The organism is Klebsiella sp. FDAARGOS_511, from assembly GCF_003812845.1.
GTDB lineage: Bacteria > Pseudomonadota > Gammaproteobacteria > Enterobacterales > Enterobacteriaceae > Klebsiella > Klebsiella grimontii.
Genome location: NZ_CP033824.1, coordinates 4,090,847 through 4,106,956, shown reverse-complemented (window position 1 = coordinate 4,106,956; position 16,110 = coordinate 4,090,847). Strand labels below are relative to the sequence as shown.

The window sequence follows — 16,110 nt, the reverse complement described above, 5'->3', positions numbered from 1 at the left end:
CCCGGGAATTTACGCCGTCAGCCGCTCCGCCTTCGCCAGCATTTTCTTCAGCGCGTGGGAGACGGCGACAAAACCAAAGGTCGCGGTCACCATCGTCGCGGCGCCAAAACCGGATGCGCAATCCATTCGCTTCGGCCCCTCAGCGGTGCTTTTCATCGCGCACACGCTGCCGTCCGCCTGCGGATAAACCAGCGCTTCGGTGGAAAACACACAATCCACGCCGAGCTTACCTTTGCTGTTCTTCACCACCCCGAACTGGCTCTTCAAACGCTCGCGCAACTTTGCCGCCAGCGGATCCTGGATGGTTTTCGCCAGATCGGCGACCTGAATTTGCGTCGGATCGATTTGCCCGCCCGCGCCGCCGGTGGTCACCAGCGGAACCTTATGGCGACGACAGTAAGCGATCAGCGCCGCTTTCGGGCGCACGCTGTCGATGGCGTCAATCACGTAGCTAAAACCAACGCCAAGATACTCCGCGACGTTTTCCGGGGTGATGAAATCGTCCACCACCGTGACCCGGCACTCGGGGTTGATCAGGCGAATGCGCTCCGCCATCACCTCGGCTTTCGCCAGGCCAACGTTACCGCCAAGCGCGTGGATCTGGCGGTTGGTGTTGGTCACGCAGACGTCATCCATATCGATGAGGGTTATCGCGCCAATCCCGGTTCTCGCCAGCGCTTCCGCCGCCCAGGAGCCCACGCCGCCGATGCCGACCACGCAGACGTGCGCATCGGCAAAACATTGCAGCGCCTTTTCACCATATAAACGCGCCGTGCCACCAAAACGCTGGCGCCAGGCATCGCTGATTACAACAGACATAAAACCTCAGAATAAGTGGATATTCCCGGGCCGCGTCGCAAGCGCCTTACCCGGGCTACCGTAGCCCCGGTAAGCGCAGCGCGACCGGGGGAAAAGAACGTGAGTACTAGCCGCTAAAGACGTTGCCCGCGCCCGGCGCGTTTTTCAGCACCCATACGCGGCCATAGTGGTTATACCAACCGGCACGGTGTCCGGCATCCGGACCAATGCCCTGGTAAATATCGAAGTGCTGGCCTTTAATCGCGCCGCCAACGTCGAGGGCCACCATTAAACGCAGCTCGTACTGGCCGTTGAACTTACCGTTATTGTCCAGCAGCGGCACTTCCGCCAGCAGCGTGGTGCCAGCAGGAACAATGGAACGGTCGGAGGCCACCGACGCGCGGCCAATCAGCGGCACCGCGCTGGCGCCTTTCACTGGCGCAAAGGACTGCGGTTTAAAGAAGACGAACGACGGGTTCTGCTCCAGCAATTCACGAACCTCCGCCTCGCTGTGCTTTTCGCCCCATTCGCGGATCGCCTGCATCGACATATCTTCGCGCTTTACTTCGCCGCGGTCGATCAGCACTTTACCGATGCTGTAATAGGGCCAGCCGTTTTTCCCGGCATAGCTGAAGAAGTTCAGCGGCGAACCGTCGCCAAAGTCAATGTAGCCGCTACCCTGCACGTCCATGATGAAATTATCCATCAGCGAGTTGCTGTAGGCCAGGATGTAGTTGTCGCTCAGAGCGCCGGCGTAGATGCTGGCGCGGGACGGCAGCTTGCCGCGCTTCGGCGGCATCCGGTAAATCGGATACTGGAACTCGCCCTGGCGAGTATGACGCGCCTGCACCACCGGCGTGTAGTAGCCGGTAAACTGAACGTTACCGTAGTTATCCGTCCCCTGCATCTGCCAGGCGTCGATACCAAACTGGCTCAGCGTGCGAGTGTCACCGCCGGAACGCAGCCACTCCTGAATCGCATTGTAGACGTTGCTCTGGCTGGTGTAGAGACGCGGAGAGGCGCTACGAATCTGTCTCACCTGCTCGGAGAAGTCGCCGGCGTTAATCGGCGAGCCGACCGCATCAGGTTGGTTAACCAGCGAAAACGGCTGGGTGAGTTTACCTTCATTATACTGCTGACCGCGATCGGTCGGTTTTGAGGAACAGGCGGCCAGCATTGCCAGCATCGCGCCTGTTACTGCATATTTTGCCCAACGTCCTTTCATGGTATCTCTTCTTTATGCTGCTAAGCCCGGGTGCGTGATGAAGATAACAAACCGCCAGGGCTAATGAAATGCGCTTGGGCACCGCAAAGGCAGTTTTGCGCAAAAAACAAGCGGGAAGTGCTTCTGTATGCACCATTTTTTACAAAATCGACGATTTCTGTCAAAAAGGGTTGCATCAAAACGTTAGCGGAGTATAGTGCGCTTCCACGGACGCGGGGTGGAGCAGCCTGGTAGCTCGTCGGGCTCATAACCCGAAGGTCGTCAGTTCAAATCTGGCCCCCGCAACCAATTAAAATCAGAGAAGTAACGTTACTCGATGGAAGAGTAATGACGGACGCGGGGTGGAGCAGCCTGGTAGCTCGTCGGGCTCATAACCCGAAGGTCGTCGGTTCAAATCCGGCCCCCGCAACCAATTAAAATCTGATGCAAGTTTACTCGATGAAGAGTAAAGACGGACGCGGGGTGGAGCAGCCTGGTAGCTCGTCGGGCTCATAACCCGAAGGTCGTCGGTTCAAATCCGGCCCCCGCAACCAACATCATAAACACCCTCAAGGGTGTTTTTTTGTTTCTGCGTTCCGCAAAATCTTCCATGTGATTCAGGGAACGGCGCAGCGCCGCTCCCCAGCCCTTTCTCAGCCCTTCGGCAACACAATATTGCTCGCCGCCAGCATGCCCATCTCGTGGTACATCGCGCAGGCTGCTTCAACGATCGGCATCGCCAGCGCCGCGCCGCTGCCTTCGCCCAGGCGCATCCCCATATTCAGGTAGGGCTCCAGTTCGAGATGCATCAGCGCCGTACGCGCGCCCTTCTCTGCCGAATAGTGGGACGGGATCAGATAGGGTTTCACTTCCGGCGCAATTCGGCACGCCGCCAGCGCCGCCGCGTAGGAGAGAAAGCCATCGAGCACCACCGGCAGGCCGCAGGAGGCCGCGCCCAGCATCACGCCCGTCATCCCCAATAAATCAAAACCGCCCACTTTCGCCAGTACATCCAGGCCATCATTCGGGTCGGGTCGATTGACGGCAATTGCCCGACGCACCACCTCCACTTTGTTAGCGACTTTCGCCAACGGCAGATTAGCGCCAATCCCGACCACCTCCTGGGCATCGCTACCGGTCAGAACGCTGACAATCGCCGCCGCCGGGGTGGTATTGGCCATTCCGAGCTCCCCGACGCCAAACAGCGTCACGCCATCCTGCGCCAGCCCTCGCGTATAGCGCATCACCTCCAGCAGCAGCTCTTCCGCCTGGCCGCGGCGCATTGCCGGACCGACGGCGATATTGCCGCAGCCGCGCGCCACGCGCATGTTGATAACGCCCGGAATAAGCTCGGCATCGATCCCGACATCAATCACGTGCACCTTCGCACCCGCCTGCGCCGCCAGTACGCAAACGCCGGTTTTGCCCAGCGTCATATTCGCCGCCTGAATCGCGGTCACCGCTTTTGGCGAGATGGCGACCCCTTCGTCCCACACGCCGTGGTCGGCGCACATCACCAGCAACACCTTCTTTTTCACCTGCGGGACGCCGTCAAGGCCAGGCATGCCCGCCAACTGCACAGCAAGATCTTCAAGGCGTCCAAGGCTTCCGGGCGGCTTCAGCAGACCATCAATATGAAGCCGGGCGCGCGCCATCGCTTTTTCATCAGGCGCAGGGATCGCACTCAGTAGAGAGGTTAAGCTTTGCATAGAGGTTCTCGTCATGTTGGCTGGCTCAGGGCAGAGCCAGCAAGAAGAATAACGCCCGGTACGGCGCGCCTGATTTACTTGATTTTCACACCAATGCCCGACACCACCAGCCAGACCTCGTCCGCCGCCGCCGCCAGGCGCTGATTGACGCGCCCGGCGATGTCGCGGAAATGGCGGGCCAGACGATTCTCCGGCACAATCCCCATCCCCACTTCGTTGGTCACCAGCACCACGCGGGCCGGACAGCGCTGGCAGGCGGCGATCAGGACGTCGATTTCGGCGTCGATCGCCCGCTCCATCGCCGCATAATCCCAATCGTCCGGCGCGCTGTCGCCGCCCAGCGCAAACAGCAGGTTGGTCACCATGGTGGTAATGCATTCCAGCAAAATCGCCTCTTCCGGGGCGATATCCGGCGTTATCAGCTCATCAAGCTGCCGCCAGCGCTCGGCGGTGCGCCAGTGTGCGGGCCTGCCATCGCGGTGGTGCTGGATCCTCGCCGCCATCTCGTCATCAAAGATCTGTGAGGTAGCGATGTACAGTACCTGCGGCGCATGGGCGATCAGCGCTTCGGCATGACGGCTTTTACCGCTGCGCGCCCCGCCGGTGACTAAAGTCAGCATACGGGCTCCTGATGTTGACGCATGATGGCGTAGATTTTTTCGATATCGATATGCTGGCGCATCGCGTCGGCCAGCAGATCGAACTGGCGGGATTTATACTGTGCATATTCGACATCGCTATCCAGCGCCGCCAGCCCTTTACGCTGGCGCAGGCCGTTAACCAGCGCGCGGGTAAATTCATCGCTATCAAACAGGCCGTGCAGATAGGTGCCAAACGCCAGGCCGTCATCACTGACCGCGCCGTCCGCTACGCTCAGCCCATTTTTATGGAGTTGCATCAGCGAACGGCAGCCATCGCGCAGCTCAGTTTCGCCCATATGGATCTCATAGCCGCGTACGGCCAGCCCCGCCGTTGCCGCCAGCCACGCCGGCAGCCCTGGAGCGAGGGTCGCCCTCACCTGGGTGGTCGTTTTGCTGTGCGCAAAGTGGGTGACGGTATTGAGCAAACCCAGCCCCGGCTGCGTGCCAAGCCCCGACTCCACCTCATCGATAATGGTTTCGCCGAGCATCTGGTAGCCGCCGCAGATCCCCAGCACCGGTACGCCCCGATGCCGGGCCTGCAGCACCGCGTGCGCCATGCCGCTCTCGCGCAGCCAGCCCAGGTCGCCAAGCGTATTTTTACTGCCCGGCAGGATCACCATATCCACGCCCGCCAGCTCCTGCGGCTGGCAAACATAGCGGACGCGGACGTCCGGCTGCGCCGCCAGCGCGTTGAAATCGGTAAAATTGGCGATGTGCGGTAGCTGAACCACGGCAATCTCAATGTCGCGCCTGTCGGTGCGCAGATATTTGCCCTTTTGCAGCGCGACGCCGTCCTCATCTTCGAGATCGACGTCCAGCCACGGCATCACGCCGAGTACCGGGACGCCGGTGAGCGCTTCTATCTGCTCGATCCCGGAATACAGCAGCGCCACGTCGCCGCGAAATTTATTGATAATCACCCCTTTGACCCGCGCGCGCTCGTGGTCGTGCAGCAGCGCGAGGGTGCCGTAGATAGAGGCGAATACGCCGCCGCGATCGATATCGGCCACGAGGATCACCGGGCACTGGGCCATCTCGGCCATGCCCATATTGACGATGTCGCGATCGCGCAGGTTGATCTCCGCCGGGCTGCCCGCCCCTTCCAGCACCAGCACGTCATGTTCGGCGGCCAGGCTATGATAGACCGCGAGGATCTGTTCGCGCAGGCGCGGCTTGTATTCGTGATAGCTCACCGCGTCCATATCGGTCGCCACCTTGCCCATCAGCACCACCTGCGCTTTGCGGTCGCTGGTCGGCTTAAGCAGCACCGGGTTCATGCGCACGTCCGGCGCGATCCCCGCCGCTTCGGCCTGGAAAATCTGCGCGCGGCCCATCTCTTTGCCATCCGGCGTAATACCGGAATTGAGCGCCATATTCTGCGATTTAAACGGCGCGGTGCGCTGCCCGTCCTGATAAAAAATACGACACAGCCCAGCGACCAGCACGCTTTTACCGACGTCGGAAGCGGTGCCCTGTAACATAATTGCCAGCGTCATGACGCCTCCTTCATCGCGTTGCTTCGCATCCGCGTAAAAAATTCTTCTTCGGTTTTACACAGCGGCAGCCCGAGCTGCGCGTGCAGCTTCACCAGCCACGGCTGGGTTAGCCCGGCCTGGGCCATCAGTTCGCTGCGGGCAAACACCTCGCCGGGTTCGCCATGCGCCAGCACTTCGCCGCGGCGTAACACGTAAACCGCATCACTGACTTCATAGATCAGATCGATATCATGGCTGGAGATCGCCACGTGGTTGCCCCGATCGGCAATACGCTTAATGATGTCGATCATCTGCGCGCGTCCCGAAGGATCGAGCCCTGCCGTAGGCTCGTCGAGCAGTAAATAGCGCGCCTGCAGCACCAGCGCGCCGGCTATCGCCACGCGCTTTTTCTGCCCGTGGCTCAGGCACTGAATCGGCTGGTGACGAAACCCCTGGGCATCGACGAGAGTCAGGGCATCGTCCACCCGGCGGGCAATTTCCTCTTCCGCAACTCCCAGGTTACGCAGGCTAAAGGCGATATCGCTGTCGATATCGGTATAGAAAATCTGCTGGTCCGGGTCCTGGAAAACGGTCGCCACCTGCTGACGCAGCGCCAGCAGGCCGCGCTTGCTGTAGTCCAGCGGATTTCCCTGCCACAGCACCGCCCCGCTCTGCGGGCGCAGCAGACCGCTCAGGTTCATAAACAGCGTCGATTTTCCGCAGCCGTTCGCCCCCACCAGTCCGGTCACCGCGTGATGGGAAAAATCCAGCGTCAGCCCCTTCAGCACCGGCTCGTCCTGATAGCGAAACCAGAGATCGGTCGTGGCAAGCATACTTATCCTTAGAGGTGAAAATCACCCTGATACAATTTGATATCCAGCGTTGTGCTCATCTGCTGGTAGCGGATCATCACCCGGGTAAACAGCAGCCCTACAAGCATCGCCAGCGAACGATAGCCCTTCGGCACGCTACGGTAGCCAAAACGTAATGTTTGCGCACGGTGAATCGCCAGCGCTTCGTCTAACAGAATAAAAATAAAGCGCCAGGTCAGCAGGATTTGCTCGGTCAGCAGCCGCGGCACCCGCCCGCGCTTGAGCAGCACAATAAGCTGCGGGAACGGCAGATTCAGCACCAGCCAGAAGGTGGACGCCAGCGCCGCCAGGCTGCGCCAGAAGGTCTGATTGGCGGTCGTCAGCCCCTCCGACGTGATGCCCAGCCAGACGCTGCCCAGCGGCAGGCTCACCAGCAGATCCTGCGGATCGCGGCTGACGCTTAACAGAATGGTCAGCACGCCGATCAGTAGGAAGCCAAACGGCAGCGCCATCCAGCGGCACCAGCGCCACGGCGAGACCCGCAGCAGCCAGCAGGTTAAGGCGGCAATCAACGCCATTTCGATACCCTGCCCCAGCGGGGGCAGGGTAAAGGCCAGTCCCATCAGCAGCAGCCAGAACAGGAACTTGCGCTCCGGCGCGACGTGAAACCAGCGGCTCTGATAGCTAAGTCGGTCAAACCCGGTCATCACGGCGCTGTCTGCCTTTGCTGTAGCCCAGAATATAGAATATCACCGCCGCGCCAAGCGAGCCCTGGAGCGTAAACAGCAGGCTCTCAATCTCCCCGCTTGCCGGTTCATACAGCGGCTGGAACCACGGCTCATAATGCGGCGCGACCACCTGAATCTGGCTCTCCGCCTCGCCGTCCGAGCCGCCAAACTCGCCGCCGTGATTGATAAAGAACGGTAGGATCACCAGCGCCACCACCATGGCTAACAATATCAGCGTCTTTTTCATGTTAATGCCCCTGTGCGGTAATCAGCTGACGTTTGGTCAACTGGTCGTAGATCATGACGGTTAACAGCCCTTCAGCAATGGCGATCGGGATCTGGGTCAGGCAGAAGATCCCCATAAACTTAACGATCGATCCGGTCGCGCCGGCGGTCGGATCCGGGAAGGCCACGCCGAGCTGGACCGAGGTGACAAAGTAAGTCACCAGATCCGCCAGCATGGCGCAGAGAAATACCCCGACATCGCGACGAATGCCCGCGCGGCAGGCCATTTTCCACACCATATAGCCGACCACCGGCCCGATGACCGCCATCGACATGCCGTTCGCGCCGAGCGTTGTCAGCCCGCCGTGCGCCAGCAGCAGCGCCTGGAACAGCAGCACAATGGCGCCAAGGATCGCCACCACGCCAGGCCCGAAGAGAATCACCGCCAGGCCGACGCCGGTCGGGTGCGAGCAGCTGCCGGTAACGGAAGGAATTTTCAGCGCCGAGAGGACAAAAATAAACGCCCCGCACAGCGCCAGCAGCACCTTCTGGTTGTTATCTTCCTGCACGATGCGGCGCAGGCGCACCAGCCCGTACCACAGGCAGGGTAAAAACAGCAGCCACCACGCCAGGGCCCACATCGGCGGTAAAAACCCCTCCATGATGTGCATCGCGAAAGCCTTTTCGGGCACCACTATCAGCAATAGCGCTGCAGCTAACCCGCTGAAAGACAGCTGTTTTAGCTGTTGTTCAAGTTTCATTCTGCATACTCCCACTGTTTGTTGACCAGAATGGTCGAGAAATAGGGCAGCGGCTGGTCGTCGCTGACTTCAGCCAAATGACGCCAGCACTGCTCGCCCGGCAGCGTGGCTTCGGACATCATCAGGGCGGCATCCAGCAGGCCATTTTTCGCCAGCAGCGCTTTAATGCGGGGAAAGCGTCCGTAGACTTTCATCAGCACCAGGCTTTCATGCTGGCGCAGCGCCTGTTCGATTTCCGTTTCCGGCGCGGTGCAGGAGATCACCGCCAGCGACTGCTGCTCCATGGCCAGCGGCGTTTTTGAACGCGCGGCAATGGCGGCGAAAGAGGTGACGCCGGGTACAATCTCCAGCCACTCCGGGCAGCCGATGCGCTGGAGTAAGAACACCCAGGTACTGAACAGCATGGCGTCGCCGAGGGTAATAAAGCCGACCTGCTTGCCCGCCGCCACTTCCTCAACCAGCGCGGCGGCGACCTCGTCCCACACCGCTTCTTTTTCCGCACTGTCGGCGCTCATCGGGAAATGGCAGCAGCGCACTTCAGTCTGCTCGCCGATATATTCGCGCACGATGGAGAGCGCGAGGCTGTCGCCGCCTTTACGTCCGGCGGGCGCGTAGAGAATGTCCAGCGTGCCCAGCACGCGCGCCGCGCGCACGGTGATCAGATCGGCGGCGCCGGGGCCGGTGCTCAGGGCATACAGTTTGCCGCTCATGCCGCCTCCTCCATCGCCAGGCTCAGCGCCTGCTGCAGGTGAGCGACGAACATCGCGCGCACCGCCGGATTCTCTCCCAGCCCGTTCAGCCACGGCGTCGCCGTGATACCGGCGGCGTTGAACAGCGTTTTCCAGGAATCCTCTTCGTCCGAGGCCATATCGTTAATGGCGTGATCGCCGGCCACCAGCATCAGCGGCATCAGGTGCACGCCCTTCACCCCCTGCCGGCGCAGGCTGTCGATAAGAATATCGACCTCCGGATAGCTTTCGACCGCGCCGACCCGCGCCGGAAATCCCTTCGCCGTCATCATATGGTCCAGGCAGGCGTAGGCGGCGAAAGCGTGATGGCTGGCGCCGTGGCCCATAAAGACCACCGTTTCATCGGCGGCAAGCGGCGGCATCTGCTGGCGCAGCGCCTGCATCAGCTGAACGTAATCGTTATGGCTGCTCAGCAGCGGCGCCCCCAGCGTCAGGCGGAGGAACAGCGGGCGCAGGCTCTGCACTTCGCGGACGATCTTTTCATACTCATCGCCGTTGATAATGTGCAGCGACTGAATCGCCACATCCTGGTAGCCCTGCTCGGCCAGCTTCTGCAACGCCTGCAGCGGCGTATCAATCTCGATACCGTCGCGCTGTTTGAGCTTGCGGATAATCATCCCGGAGGTAAAGGCGCGAAACATGTCGCGGTCCGGGCAGCTGGCCGCCAGCTCGCGCTCGCAGGCGACGATGTTCTTTTCACAGGTGTCGGGATAGCTGGTGCCAAAACTGACCACCAGAAGCGCTTTTTTCATTTCTGACTCCTTAAGCAGCGGCCAGCCAGCGCGCTAAGCGCCGGGCAAAGGCAGCCTGACTTTCCAGTAATTCTTCACCGGTCACCAGCGGCGCCGGGCGCGTAATCACGATGCAGGGGATACCGGCATCCAGACAGGGTTGTACTTTTTCCTGATAGCCGCCCTCGGCGCCGGAGGCCTTAGTGATCACCACATCGGCCCGGCACTGGCGGTAGAAAGCGGCGTTGAACTCGGCGCTGAACGGCCCGCACAGGGCGAAGATCTCGCCAACGCCAAACCCCAGCGCGGCGCACTGCGCGATGACATCGGCTACCGGCAACACACGGGCCAGCAGCGTTTTTTCGCCTAATCCCGTCCGCCAGCGCGCCAGATCTTTGCTGCCCGTTGTGAGCAGCACGCGCGGACCGAAGCGCCGCGCGACCTCGCAGGCCTGTTCAATGCTCTCCACGGTATAGAGCAGCGGATGGGTCAGGCCGCTCAGCTGCTCAGGGCGCTGATAGCGGCTCAGCAGCACGCCGGCGATTTCGCAGGCCTGGACGATATTGCGGCTCACCGCTTCGGCGTAGGGGTGCGAGGCATCAATCACCCAGCGGGTCCGGTTAGCCTTCAGCCAGGCGATCATCTCCTCCAGCTCAAGACGCCCGCAGCGCACCCGGCCGCGAATATCCCCCGCCAGCTGCTGGCCGGTCGGCGTCGCTACCGACAGGGTGTAGCGAACCTGCGCCGCGTCAAGCTGTTGGCACAGCGCCCGCGCGTCGCTGGTTCCCCCCATCACCAGCACCTCGCCGTGGCTCACAGCACGTAGCCCCGCGGCGTGATCATCAGGCCATCCTGGATATAGGTCGCTTTGTTGCCGACGATCACCAGGCTGGTCATATCGACCGGTTCAAAATCCATCTCCCCCAGGGTGGTCAGCCATTTCTCCTGCTTTTTACGTCCGGCGGACTTCACTACCCCCACCGGGGTCTGCGCGCTTTTGCTGGCCGACAGCAGCTCGAAAGCGCGCGCCAGATGCCCTTCGCGGCCGCGGCTGCGCGGGTTGTAAAAACAGATCACAAAGTCGGCTTCCCCGGCGGCGACAATGCGCTTTTCAATCACCGGCCACGGGGTCAGCAGGTCGCTGAGGCTGATATGGCAGAAGTCGTGCATCAGCGGCGCGCCCAGCAGCGAGGCGGCGGCGATGCTGGCGGTCATCCCCGGGATCAGGCGAACCTCCACATCCAGCTTCTGCTTGCTGACCAGTTCAAGCACCAGTCCGGCCATGCCGTAAATACCGGCGTCGCCGCTGCTGATCAGCGCCACGTTATGCCCGGCCTGCGCCAGCTCAATCGCCGCCTGGCAGCGCTCAATCTCTTTGCACATCCCGGTTTTGATCACCTGCTTATCGCCGGTAAAGGCTTTCACCAGGTGGGTGTATGTTTTATAGCCAACGACGATTTCCGCCGCCTGCAGCGCTTCAATGGCCTCCATGGTCATCATGGACTGCGAGCCAGGGCCGATTCCGATTACGCTTAACATCAGTGTGAAACTCCCAAAGTAATAGTGACGCCCTGTTCGCGCAGGGTTTCGCCCAACAGTTGTCCATGGCTCAGCAGCCAGGCCGCCGGGCCGGATACGCTCCCCACGCCGACGGTGTTTCTGACGAACGATGAAGCGGGAAAGTGATGCTCATGCTCGCGCAGCGCATCAGCGGTAAAGGTTTCAAACGGCACGCGGCAGCAGGAGGCCAGCTGAATCAGCCCCTGTTCGTGTTTCTTCAGCGTGACGCTGCCGATGGCTTTCAGCGCCAGCGGATCGAGGCGCTGCGCCTCAAGCTGGCGCGCCAGCAGCGCCGCTAACAGCGGGAATGGCGTATCGCGACGGCAGCCAATTCCGGCGACTACCCGCTGCGGCACCAGCTTCCAGTGCGGCACGGCGATCGCCGGCAGTTCGTTGCGCAGGGTGACGCAGACCAGCGCGTCCAGCTCGGGAAGCTGGTGCAGATCGGTCACGGTAATAAACCCGCGCCGGTCGCAGCGGCTGACGTCTTCATCCAGCTCGTCGTCCCACCACAGGCCGACGCGTTGATGGCTGACCAGCATCTGGTTGACGGTTTTCACCGCCGCGCGGAAGTCGACCATTCGGGCATTAAGCTGGAACGCCAGGGTATCCAGCGCCGCCATCTCGTTGACGTCGGTGGCGGTGGTGATCACCGGGTCGGCGCCGAGCATCCCGGCCAGATAGCGGCTCAGGGCATTCGCGCCGCCCGCATGGCCGGAAAGCAGGCTAATAACGTGCTGGCCGCGCTCGTCAATCACCACCACCGCCGGGTCGCTAAACTTGTCATTCACCAGCGGGGCCAGCACGCGTACCGCGATCCCGGTGGCGCCGATGAAGATCAGCGCCGAATAGCTGCTGAAGGCCTCGCGCGCGGCGCTGGCAAAACCGTTTTCAAAGGGAAGAAACCCCTCCTCCAGCAGCTTCTCGCTGGTAAAACAGGTTAACGGCAGCATCGCCGCCAGCCGTTTCGCCAGCCGGACGCCGCCTGGGGTCAGGCAGAAAAGCGCAATCGATTCAGGCTTTACGGTATTCATGGCTAAAGTCCGCCGCGTAGAGTTTTGAGTAGTGATACTCAGAGCCCAGGAAATTCCCGACCAGAATGAGCGCCGTTTTGCGGATCCCCGCCTCGCGCACCTTGTCGCCGATATCCGCCAGGGTGCCGCGTACGGTCTGGCTTTCCGGCCAGGTCGCTTTATAGATCACCGCCACCGGCGTGGTTGCCGGGTAACCGCCTTCAATCAGGCGCTCCGCCACCCGATGAATACGCTGCACAGAGAGGTAAATCGCCATCGAGGTCTGGTGGCTGGCAAACGACTCAAGCTGCTCACGCTCCGGCACCGGCGTGCGCCCTTCGAGGCGGGTAATAATCAGGCTCTGGGAGACTTCCGGGACGGTGTATTCGACCCCCAGCTCCGCTGCGGCGCCGAGAAACGCGCTGACGCCCGGCACCACCTGCCAGTCGATGCCGCGTTTAGTCAGCTCTTCGCCCTGCTCGCGTACCGAGCCGTACAGCGACACGTCTCCGGTCTGTAAACGCACCACCGTTTTCCCGGCGTTAACCCCGGCTTCCATCAGGTCGAGAATTTGCTCCAGATGCAGTTCGGCGCTGTCGTGACACTCGGCGCCAGGAGGACAGTACTCCAGCAGCTCGGTGTTAATCAGCGACCCGGCGTAGATCACCACCTGGGCCTGCTGAAGCAAACGGTACCCCTTGAGGGTAATCAGTTCACGGTCGCCCGGCCCTGCGCCAACGAACCACACACTACGGGGATCAAATGTCTCAGCCATGGTTTTCTTCCTTCTGACAGGCGATAACAAAAACGGGATTATTCGGTTTGAAATAGTGGCCGCAGCCCAGCGTGGTCAGCGCTGAAACGTTCAGCTGCAGGCAATCAACCTGTTCGATTCCCTTCAGCCGCAGATAGTCGAGAGCGGCATTCAGGTTCTCCTGGAGGATAAAGGTCATTACCAGACGACCGCCGGGGTAGAGCTGCTGCCACGACCAGTCAATAAGCTCGTCGAGGCGGCCGCCGCTGCCGCCCATAAATATGGCGTCGGCCCGCTCGGTCATCACCATCGGCGCTTCGCCGGGCAGGATCTCAATGTTGCCGCAGGCGAAATGCTGGCGGTTTTCGTCCAGCAGCTGCAGGGCCGCGGGATTGCGTTCGATCGCCGTTACCTGCAGCGAGGGGTACTGCAGCGCCGCCTCAATCGACACGCTGCCGGTACCGGCGCCGATATCAATCAGGTGGCTTGCCCGGTGCAGTTCAAGTTTGGCCAGCGCCAGCGCGCGAACCGCCTCTTTGGTCATCGGCACCTTCTCGCCGCGCAGAAAAAGCTCATCTTTCATCGAGGATCACCACCGCGTTCATCTCATATTCACCGTTGACCTCACTGACCGGTAGCCAGCGGATCCGCTCGTTATCCATCGCCAGATTTTCGCCAATCACCATCCAGCGATACCCTTTTCCCCGCGCCGCCAGCTGGGCGGCGATTTCCCGCGGCCCGCAGCGCCCGTCGGTCACCATCGCCACCTTGCGCTGGCGCGCCAGCTCATCAAAACAGACCTCCCGCCCGTGGCTGCTGGTCAGCCAGATATCGTTCATATCGATACCAGCCTTCGCGCAGAGATACTGCACCGCGCTGATGCCGGGGATAATGCGCACGCGCTCGATGCCAAAGTGGGCTATCAGCCGCGTACCGATGCCGTAAAACAGCGGGTCGCCGGAGGCCAGCACCACCACCTTCTGCGCGTCACGCTCGCCGAGCCATTCCAGTAGTTCGGCGATATTGGCCCCCAGCGCAAACCGTTCGCCGTCAAACTCAGGGAACTGCTGCAAATGCCGCTTGCCGCCCACCAGCGCGTCCGCACTGGCGACCGCGTCCCGCGCCGCCGGCGTCATCAGATGCAGGCCCGACGGGCCCATGCCAACGACCGTTAACATGACATCTCCCGCGCAATCTCGGCGATCGGCCGATTGCTGCCGAGGACCTTGTTATCAAAGGAGAACATGATGGCGTCGCAGACGGGCGGCGCTTTGGTAAAGCGCAGCATCTGCGTCACCCGCAGGCAGATGCGTTCGGCAAGATGGTGATAGATATGCTGAAAACCGTACGCGTCGATGTGCTCCATCGCCGCTTCGGTGGTATCGCATTCGCTCACCAGCTGCAGAAGCGCCAGCGGCGCGCCCAGCAGCGCCAGATGCGCGACCAGGGTTTCCATCCGCGCATCGGCGATATGGCTGTGGGTGTGGAAGATCCCGGCGGCGACTTTAATCAGCTTGCCAGGGTGGCCGATCAGCACAATCTGGCGGAACCCGAGGCGCACGGCCTCTTCAATCATGTAGCCGACGAAGTTGCTCATGGTGACCACCACCTGCGCATCAATACCCATCTGCTCGCGGACGAAGCGCTCGCCGTGGTTGCCCGGCACCAGCACCACCCGCTCCAGCCCCGCCGCGCGCTTAATTTCCAGCTCCAGCGATAGCGAACGCTTCCAGCTCTCCTCCGACATCGGCGTCACGATACCGGTGGTGCCGATAATCGAGATGCCGCCCAGGATCCCGAGCCGCGAGTTATAGGTTTTCTGCGCCCGCGCCTCGCCTTCCGGGGCGAAAATCTCGACTTCGGCTCCGCGCGACGGGCCAATCGCTTCGCGCACCGCCGACTCAATAGTGTGGCGCGGGGTACGGTTAATCGCCGGGCTGCCGATGGGCAGGCCGATTCCTTTGCGGGTGACCGTGCCGACACCTTCGCCGCCGCGCAGGATAATCTCGCCGGAATCGTCGAGCGTCACGCGGGCAAAAATCAGCATCCCGTGGGTGGCGTCAACATCGTCGCCGCCGTCTTTACGAATGGCGGCGATCGCCTGCTGCCCTTCAACGTGCGGCGACTCGACGTTAAGGCACAGGGTGACGCCGGAAGGGGTGACAATGGAGACCTGATGAATCAGATGCTGGCGCATCACCATCAGCGCCGCGACCTTGGCTGCCGCCGTCGCGCAGGATCCGGTGGTATAGCCTTTGCGCAGCGCCTTGCCGTTGTGCCACACCGGGGCGTCAAAGGATTGCTCGCTCATCGCGCCCCCTGCAGGTGGTACAAAATGGCGTTGACGATGGCGGCGGCGACGTTGCTGCCGCCTTTACGACCCAGCGCGGCGATGCCCGGCAGGCCGCTCTGCGTCAGGGCCTCTTTCGACTCCGCCGCGCCGACGAAACCGACCGGCACGCCGATCACGCCGTTGACCGCGACGTCATGCTCCAGCAGACGAAACAGTGCGGTGGGCGCATTGCCAAAAACAAACACCTTCTCGCCCTCTTCGGCGACCGCGATATCGACCGCCGCCATCGAGCGGGTCATCCCCTGCGCTTTGGCCTCCGCCACCACCCGCGGATCGCTGATATAGCAGCGGCACTCGCCGCCGAATTTCGCCAGCAGAGTTTTATTGATTCCGGAAAGGGCCATGGTGGTATCGGTATAAAGCGTGCAGGGATGGCTCAGGGCGGCGCTTAAGCGCGGAAGCACGTCGGGCGAAAACCACAGGATATCCAGCCAGTCAAAATCGGCGGTGGTGTGGATCACCCGCTTGATAATGGCTTCGTGCAGCGGGCTGGCAAAGCGGTAGTCCGGGCGGGTCTGCGCAATAATGTCGCCAATAATGTCGAAGCTTTTCGCCTCAATCGCCTGCGGTTGCTGGATATAGTGCATTCATTTGTCC

General features: G+C 61.5%; 19 protein-coding genes and 3 tRNA genes. 3 read left to right on the top strand and 19 right to left on the bottom strand.

Translation table 11 applies throughout. The features are described 5' to 3' along the window. Positions 1–9: 9 nt before the first annotated feature. Entirely contained in the window at positions 10–819 is an 810-nt protein-coding gene (tcdA, locus tag EGY08_RS20885) for a tRNA cyclic N6-threonylcarbamoyladenosine(37) synthase TcdA (protein ID WP_004124436.1), read from the bottom strand. A gap of 106 nt (positions 820–925) precedes the next feature. Then, positions 926–2,023 carry a murein transglycosylase A gene (gene mltA, locus EGY08_RS20880; protein WP_004124438.1) on the bottom strand — a complete coding sequence of 366 codons (1,098 nt, stop codon included), beginning with the start codon at positions 2,021–2,023 and terminating at the stop codon, positions 926–928. 211 nt (positions 2,024–2,234) lie between these two features. Between mltA and EGY08_RS20875 the strand changes: the two genes are divergently transcribed. The 3 genes from EGY08_RS20875 (at position 2,235) to EGY08_RS20865 (ending at position 2,556) form a co-directional block, all read left to right on the top strand. Next, positions 2,235–2,311 (top strand) — tRNA-Met (locus tag EGY08_RS20875). Positions 2,312–2,358: 47 nt separating this feature from the next. Continuing rightward, positions 2,359–2,435 (top strand) — tRNA-Met (locus tag EGY08_RS20870). A gap of 44 nt (positions 2,436–2,479) precedes the next feature. Then, positions 2,480–2,556, top strand: a tRNA-Met gene (locus tag EGY08_RS20865). Positions 2,557–2,655: 99 nt separating this feature from the next. Here EGY08_RS20865 and cobT read toward each other — a convergent pair. The 17 genes from cobT to EGY08_RS20780 form a co-directional block, all read right to left on the bottom strand. Further along, positions 2,656–3,711, bottom strand: coding sequence for a nicotinate-nucleotide--dimethylbenzimidazole phosphoribosyltransferase (cobT, locus tag EGY08_RS20860; RefSeq protein ID WP_087829893.1), 1,056 nt, complete (start codon positions 3,709–3,711; stop codon positions 2,656–2,658). Positions 3,712–3,785: 74 nt separating this feature from the next. Beyond that, positions 3,786–4,331, bottom strand: coding sequence for a bifunctional adenosylcobinamide kinase/adenosylcobinamide-phosphate guanylyltransferase (gene cobU / locus EGY08_RS20855; protein ID WP_004124443.1), 546 nt, complete (start codon positions 4,329–4,331; stop codon positions 3,786–3,788). Further along, positions 4,325–5,848: a cobyric acid synthase gene (locus EGY08_RS20850; protein WP_004124447.1), complete on the bottom strand. Its 1,524-nt coding sequence runs from the start codon at positions 5,846–5,848 to the stop codon at positions 4,325–4,327. The genes cobU and EGY08_RS20850 overlap by 7 nt, the downstream gene beginning before the upstream one ends. Then, a complete protein-coding gene (locus EGY08_RS20845; protein ID WP_004124450.1) occupies positions 5,845–6,660 on the bottom strand; it encodes an energy-coupling factor ABC transporter ATP-binding protein in 816 nt (271 codons plus the stop codon). The genes EGY08_RS20850 and EGY08_RS20845 overlap by 4 nt, the downstream gene beginning before the upstream one ends. 8 nt (positions 6,661–6,668) lie before the next feature. Continuing rightward, positions 6,669–7,346, bottom strand: a complete 678-nt coding sequence (locus EGY08_RS20840) for an energy-coupling factor ABC transporter transmembrane protein (RefSeq protein WP_004124452.1) — start codon at positions 7,344–7,346, stop codon at positions 6,669–6,671. Further along, complete coding sequence (locus EGY08_RS20835) at positions 7,333–7,614, bottom strand: energy-coupling factor ABC transporter substrate-binding protein (protein ID WP_004124454.1); 282 nt, start codon at positions 7,612–7,614, stop codon at positions 7,333–7,335. The genes EGY08_RS20840 and EGY08_RS20835 overlap by 14 nt, the downstream gene beginning before the upstream one ends. A gap of 1 nt (position 7,615) precedes the next feature. Further along, entirely contained in the window at positions 7,616–8,353 is a 738-nt protein-coding gene (cbiM, locus tag EGY08_RS20830; protein ID WP_004124457.1) for a cobalt ECF transporter S component CbiM, read from the bottom strand. Next, positions 8,350–9,063: a cobalt-factor II C(20)-methyltransferase gene (locus EGY08_RS20825; protein ID WP_049112532.1), complete on the bottom strand. Its 714-nt coding sequence runs from the start codon at positions 9,061–9,063 to the stop codon at positions 8,350–8,352. Before EGY08_RS20825 ends, cbiM begins: the two co-directional genes overlap by 4 nt. Further along, positions 9,060–9,854, bottom strand: coding sequence for a sirohydrochlorin cobaltochelatase (cbiK, locus tag EGY08_RS20820; protein ID WP_004124462.1), 795 nt, complete (start codon positions 9,852–9,854; stop codon positions 9,060–9,062). Before cbiK ends, EGY08_RS20825 begins: the two co-directional genes overlap by 4 nt. A gap of 10 nt (positions 9,855–9,864) precedes the next feature. Beyond that, a complete protein-coding gene (locus EGY08_RS20815; RefSeq protein WP_123828863.1) occupies positions 9,865–10,650 on the bottom strand; it encodes a cobalt-precorrin-6A reductase in 786 nt (261 codons plus the stop codon). Further along, positions 10,647–11,372 (bottom strand): precorrin-3B C(17)-methyltransferase, encoded by a 726-nt coding sequence (locus EGY08_RS20810; protein ID WP_004124467.1) that lies wholly within the window; start codon positions 11,370–11,372, stop codon positions 10,647–10,649. Before EGY08_RS20810 ends, EGY08_RS20815 begins: the two co-directional genes overlap by 4 nt. Then, a complete protein-coding gene (gene cbiG, locus EGY08_RS20805; protein WP_123828862.1) occupies positions 11,372–12,427 on the bottom strand; it encodes a cobalt-precorrin 5A hydrolase in 1,056 nt (351 codons plus the stop codon). The genes EGY08_RS20810 and cbiG overlap by 1 nt, the downstream gene beginning before the upstream one ends. Then, positions 12,408–13,181, bottom strand: a complete 774-nt coding sequence (locus tag EGY08_RS20800; RefSeq protein WP_004124472.1) for a cobalt-precorrin-4 methyltransferase — start codon at positions 13,179–13,181, stop codon at positions 12,408–12,410. Before EGY08_RS20800 ends, cbiG begins: the two co-directional genes overlap by 20 nt. Continuing rightward, positions 13,174–13,743: a decarboxylating cobalt-precorrin-6B (C(15))-methyltransferase gene (locus EGY08_RS20795; protein WP_123828861.1), complete on the bottom strand. Its 570-nt coding sequence runs from the start codon at positions 13,741–13,743 to the stop codon at positions 13,174–13,176. The genes EGY08_RS20800 and EGY08_RS20795 overlap by 8 nt, the downstream gene beginning before the upstream one ends. Then, positions 13,733–14,338: a cobalt-precorrin-7 (C(5))-methyltransferase gene (locus EGY08_RS20790; protein ID WP_004124479.1), complete on the bottom strand. Its 606-nt coding sequence runs from the start codon at positions 14,336–14,338 to the stop codon at positions 13,733–13,735. Before EGY08_RS20790 ends, EGY08_RS20795 begins: the two co-directional genes overlap by 11 nt. After that, complete coding sequence (gene cbiD, locus EGY08_RS20785; RefSeq protein ID WP_004124482.1) at positions 14,332–15,471, bottom strand: cobalt-precorrin-5B (C(1))-methyltransferase CbiD; 1,140 nt, start codon at positions 15,469–15,471, stop codon at positions 14,332–14,334. Before cbiD ends, EGY08_RS20790 begins: the two co-directional genes overlap by 7 nt. Continuing rightward, a complete protein-coding gene (locus EGY08_RS20780; protein ID WP_004124485.1) occupies positions 15,468–16,100 on the bottom strand; it encodes a cobalt-precorrin-8 methylmutase in 633 nt (210 codons plus the stop codon). The genes cbiD and EGY08_RS20780 overlap by 4 nt, the downstream gene beginning before the upstream one ends. Positions 16,101–16,110 lie beyond the last annotated feature (10 nt).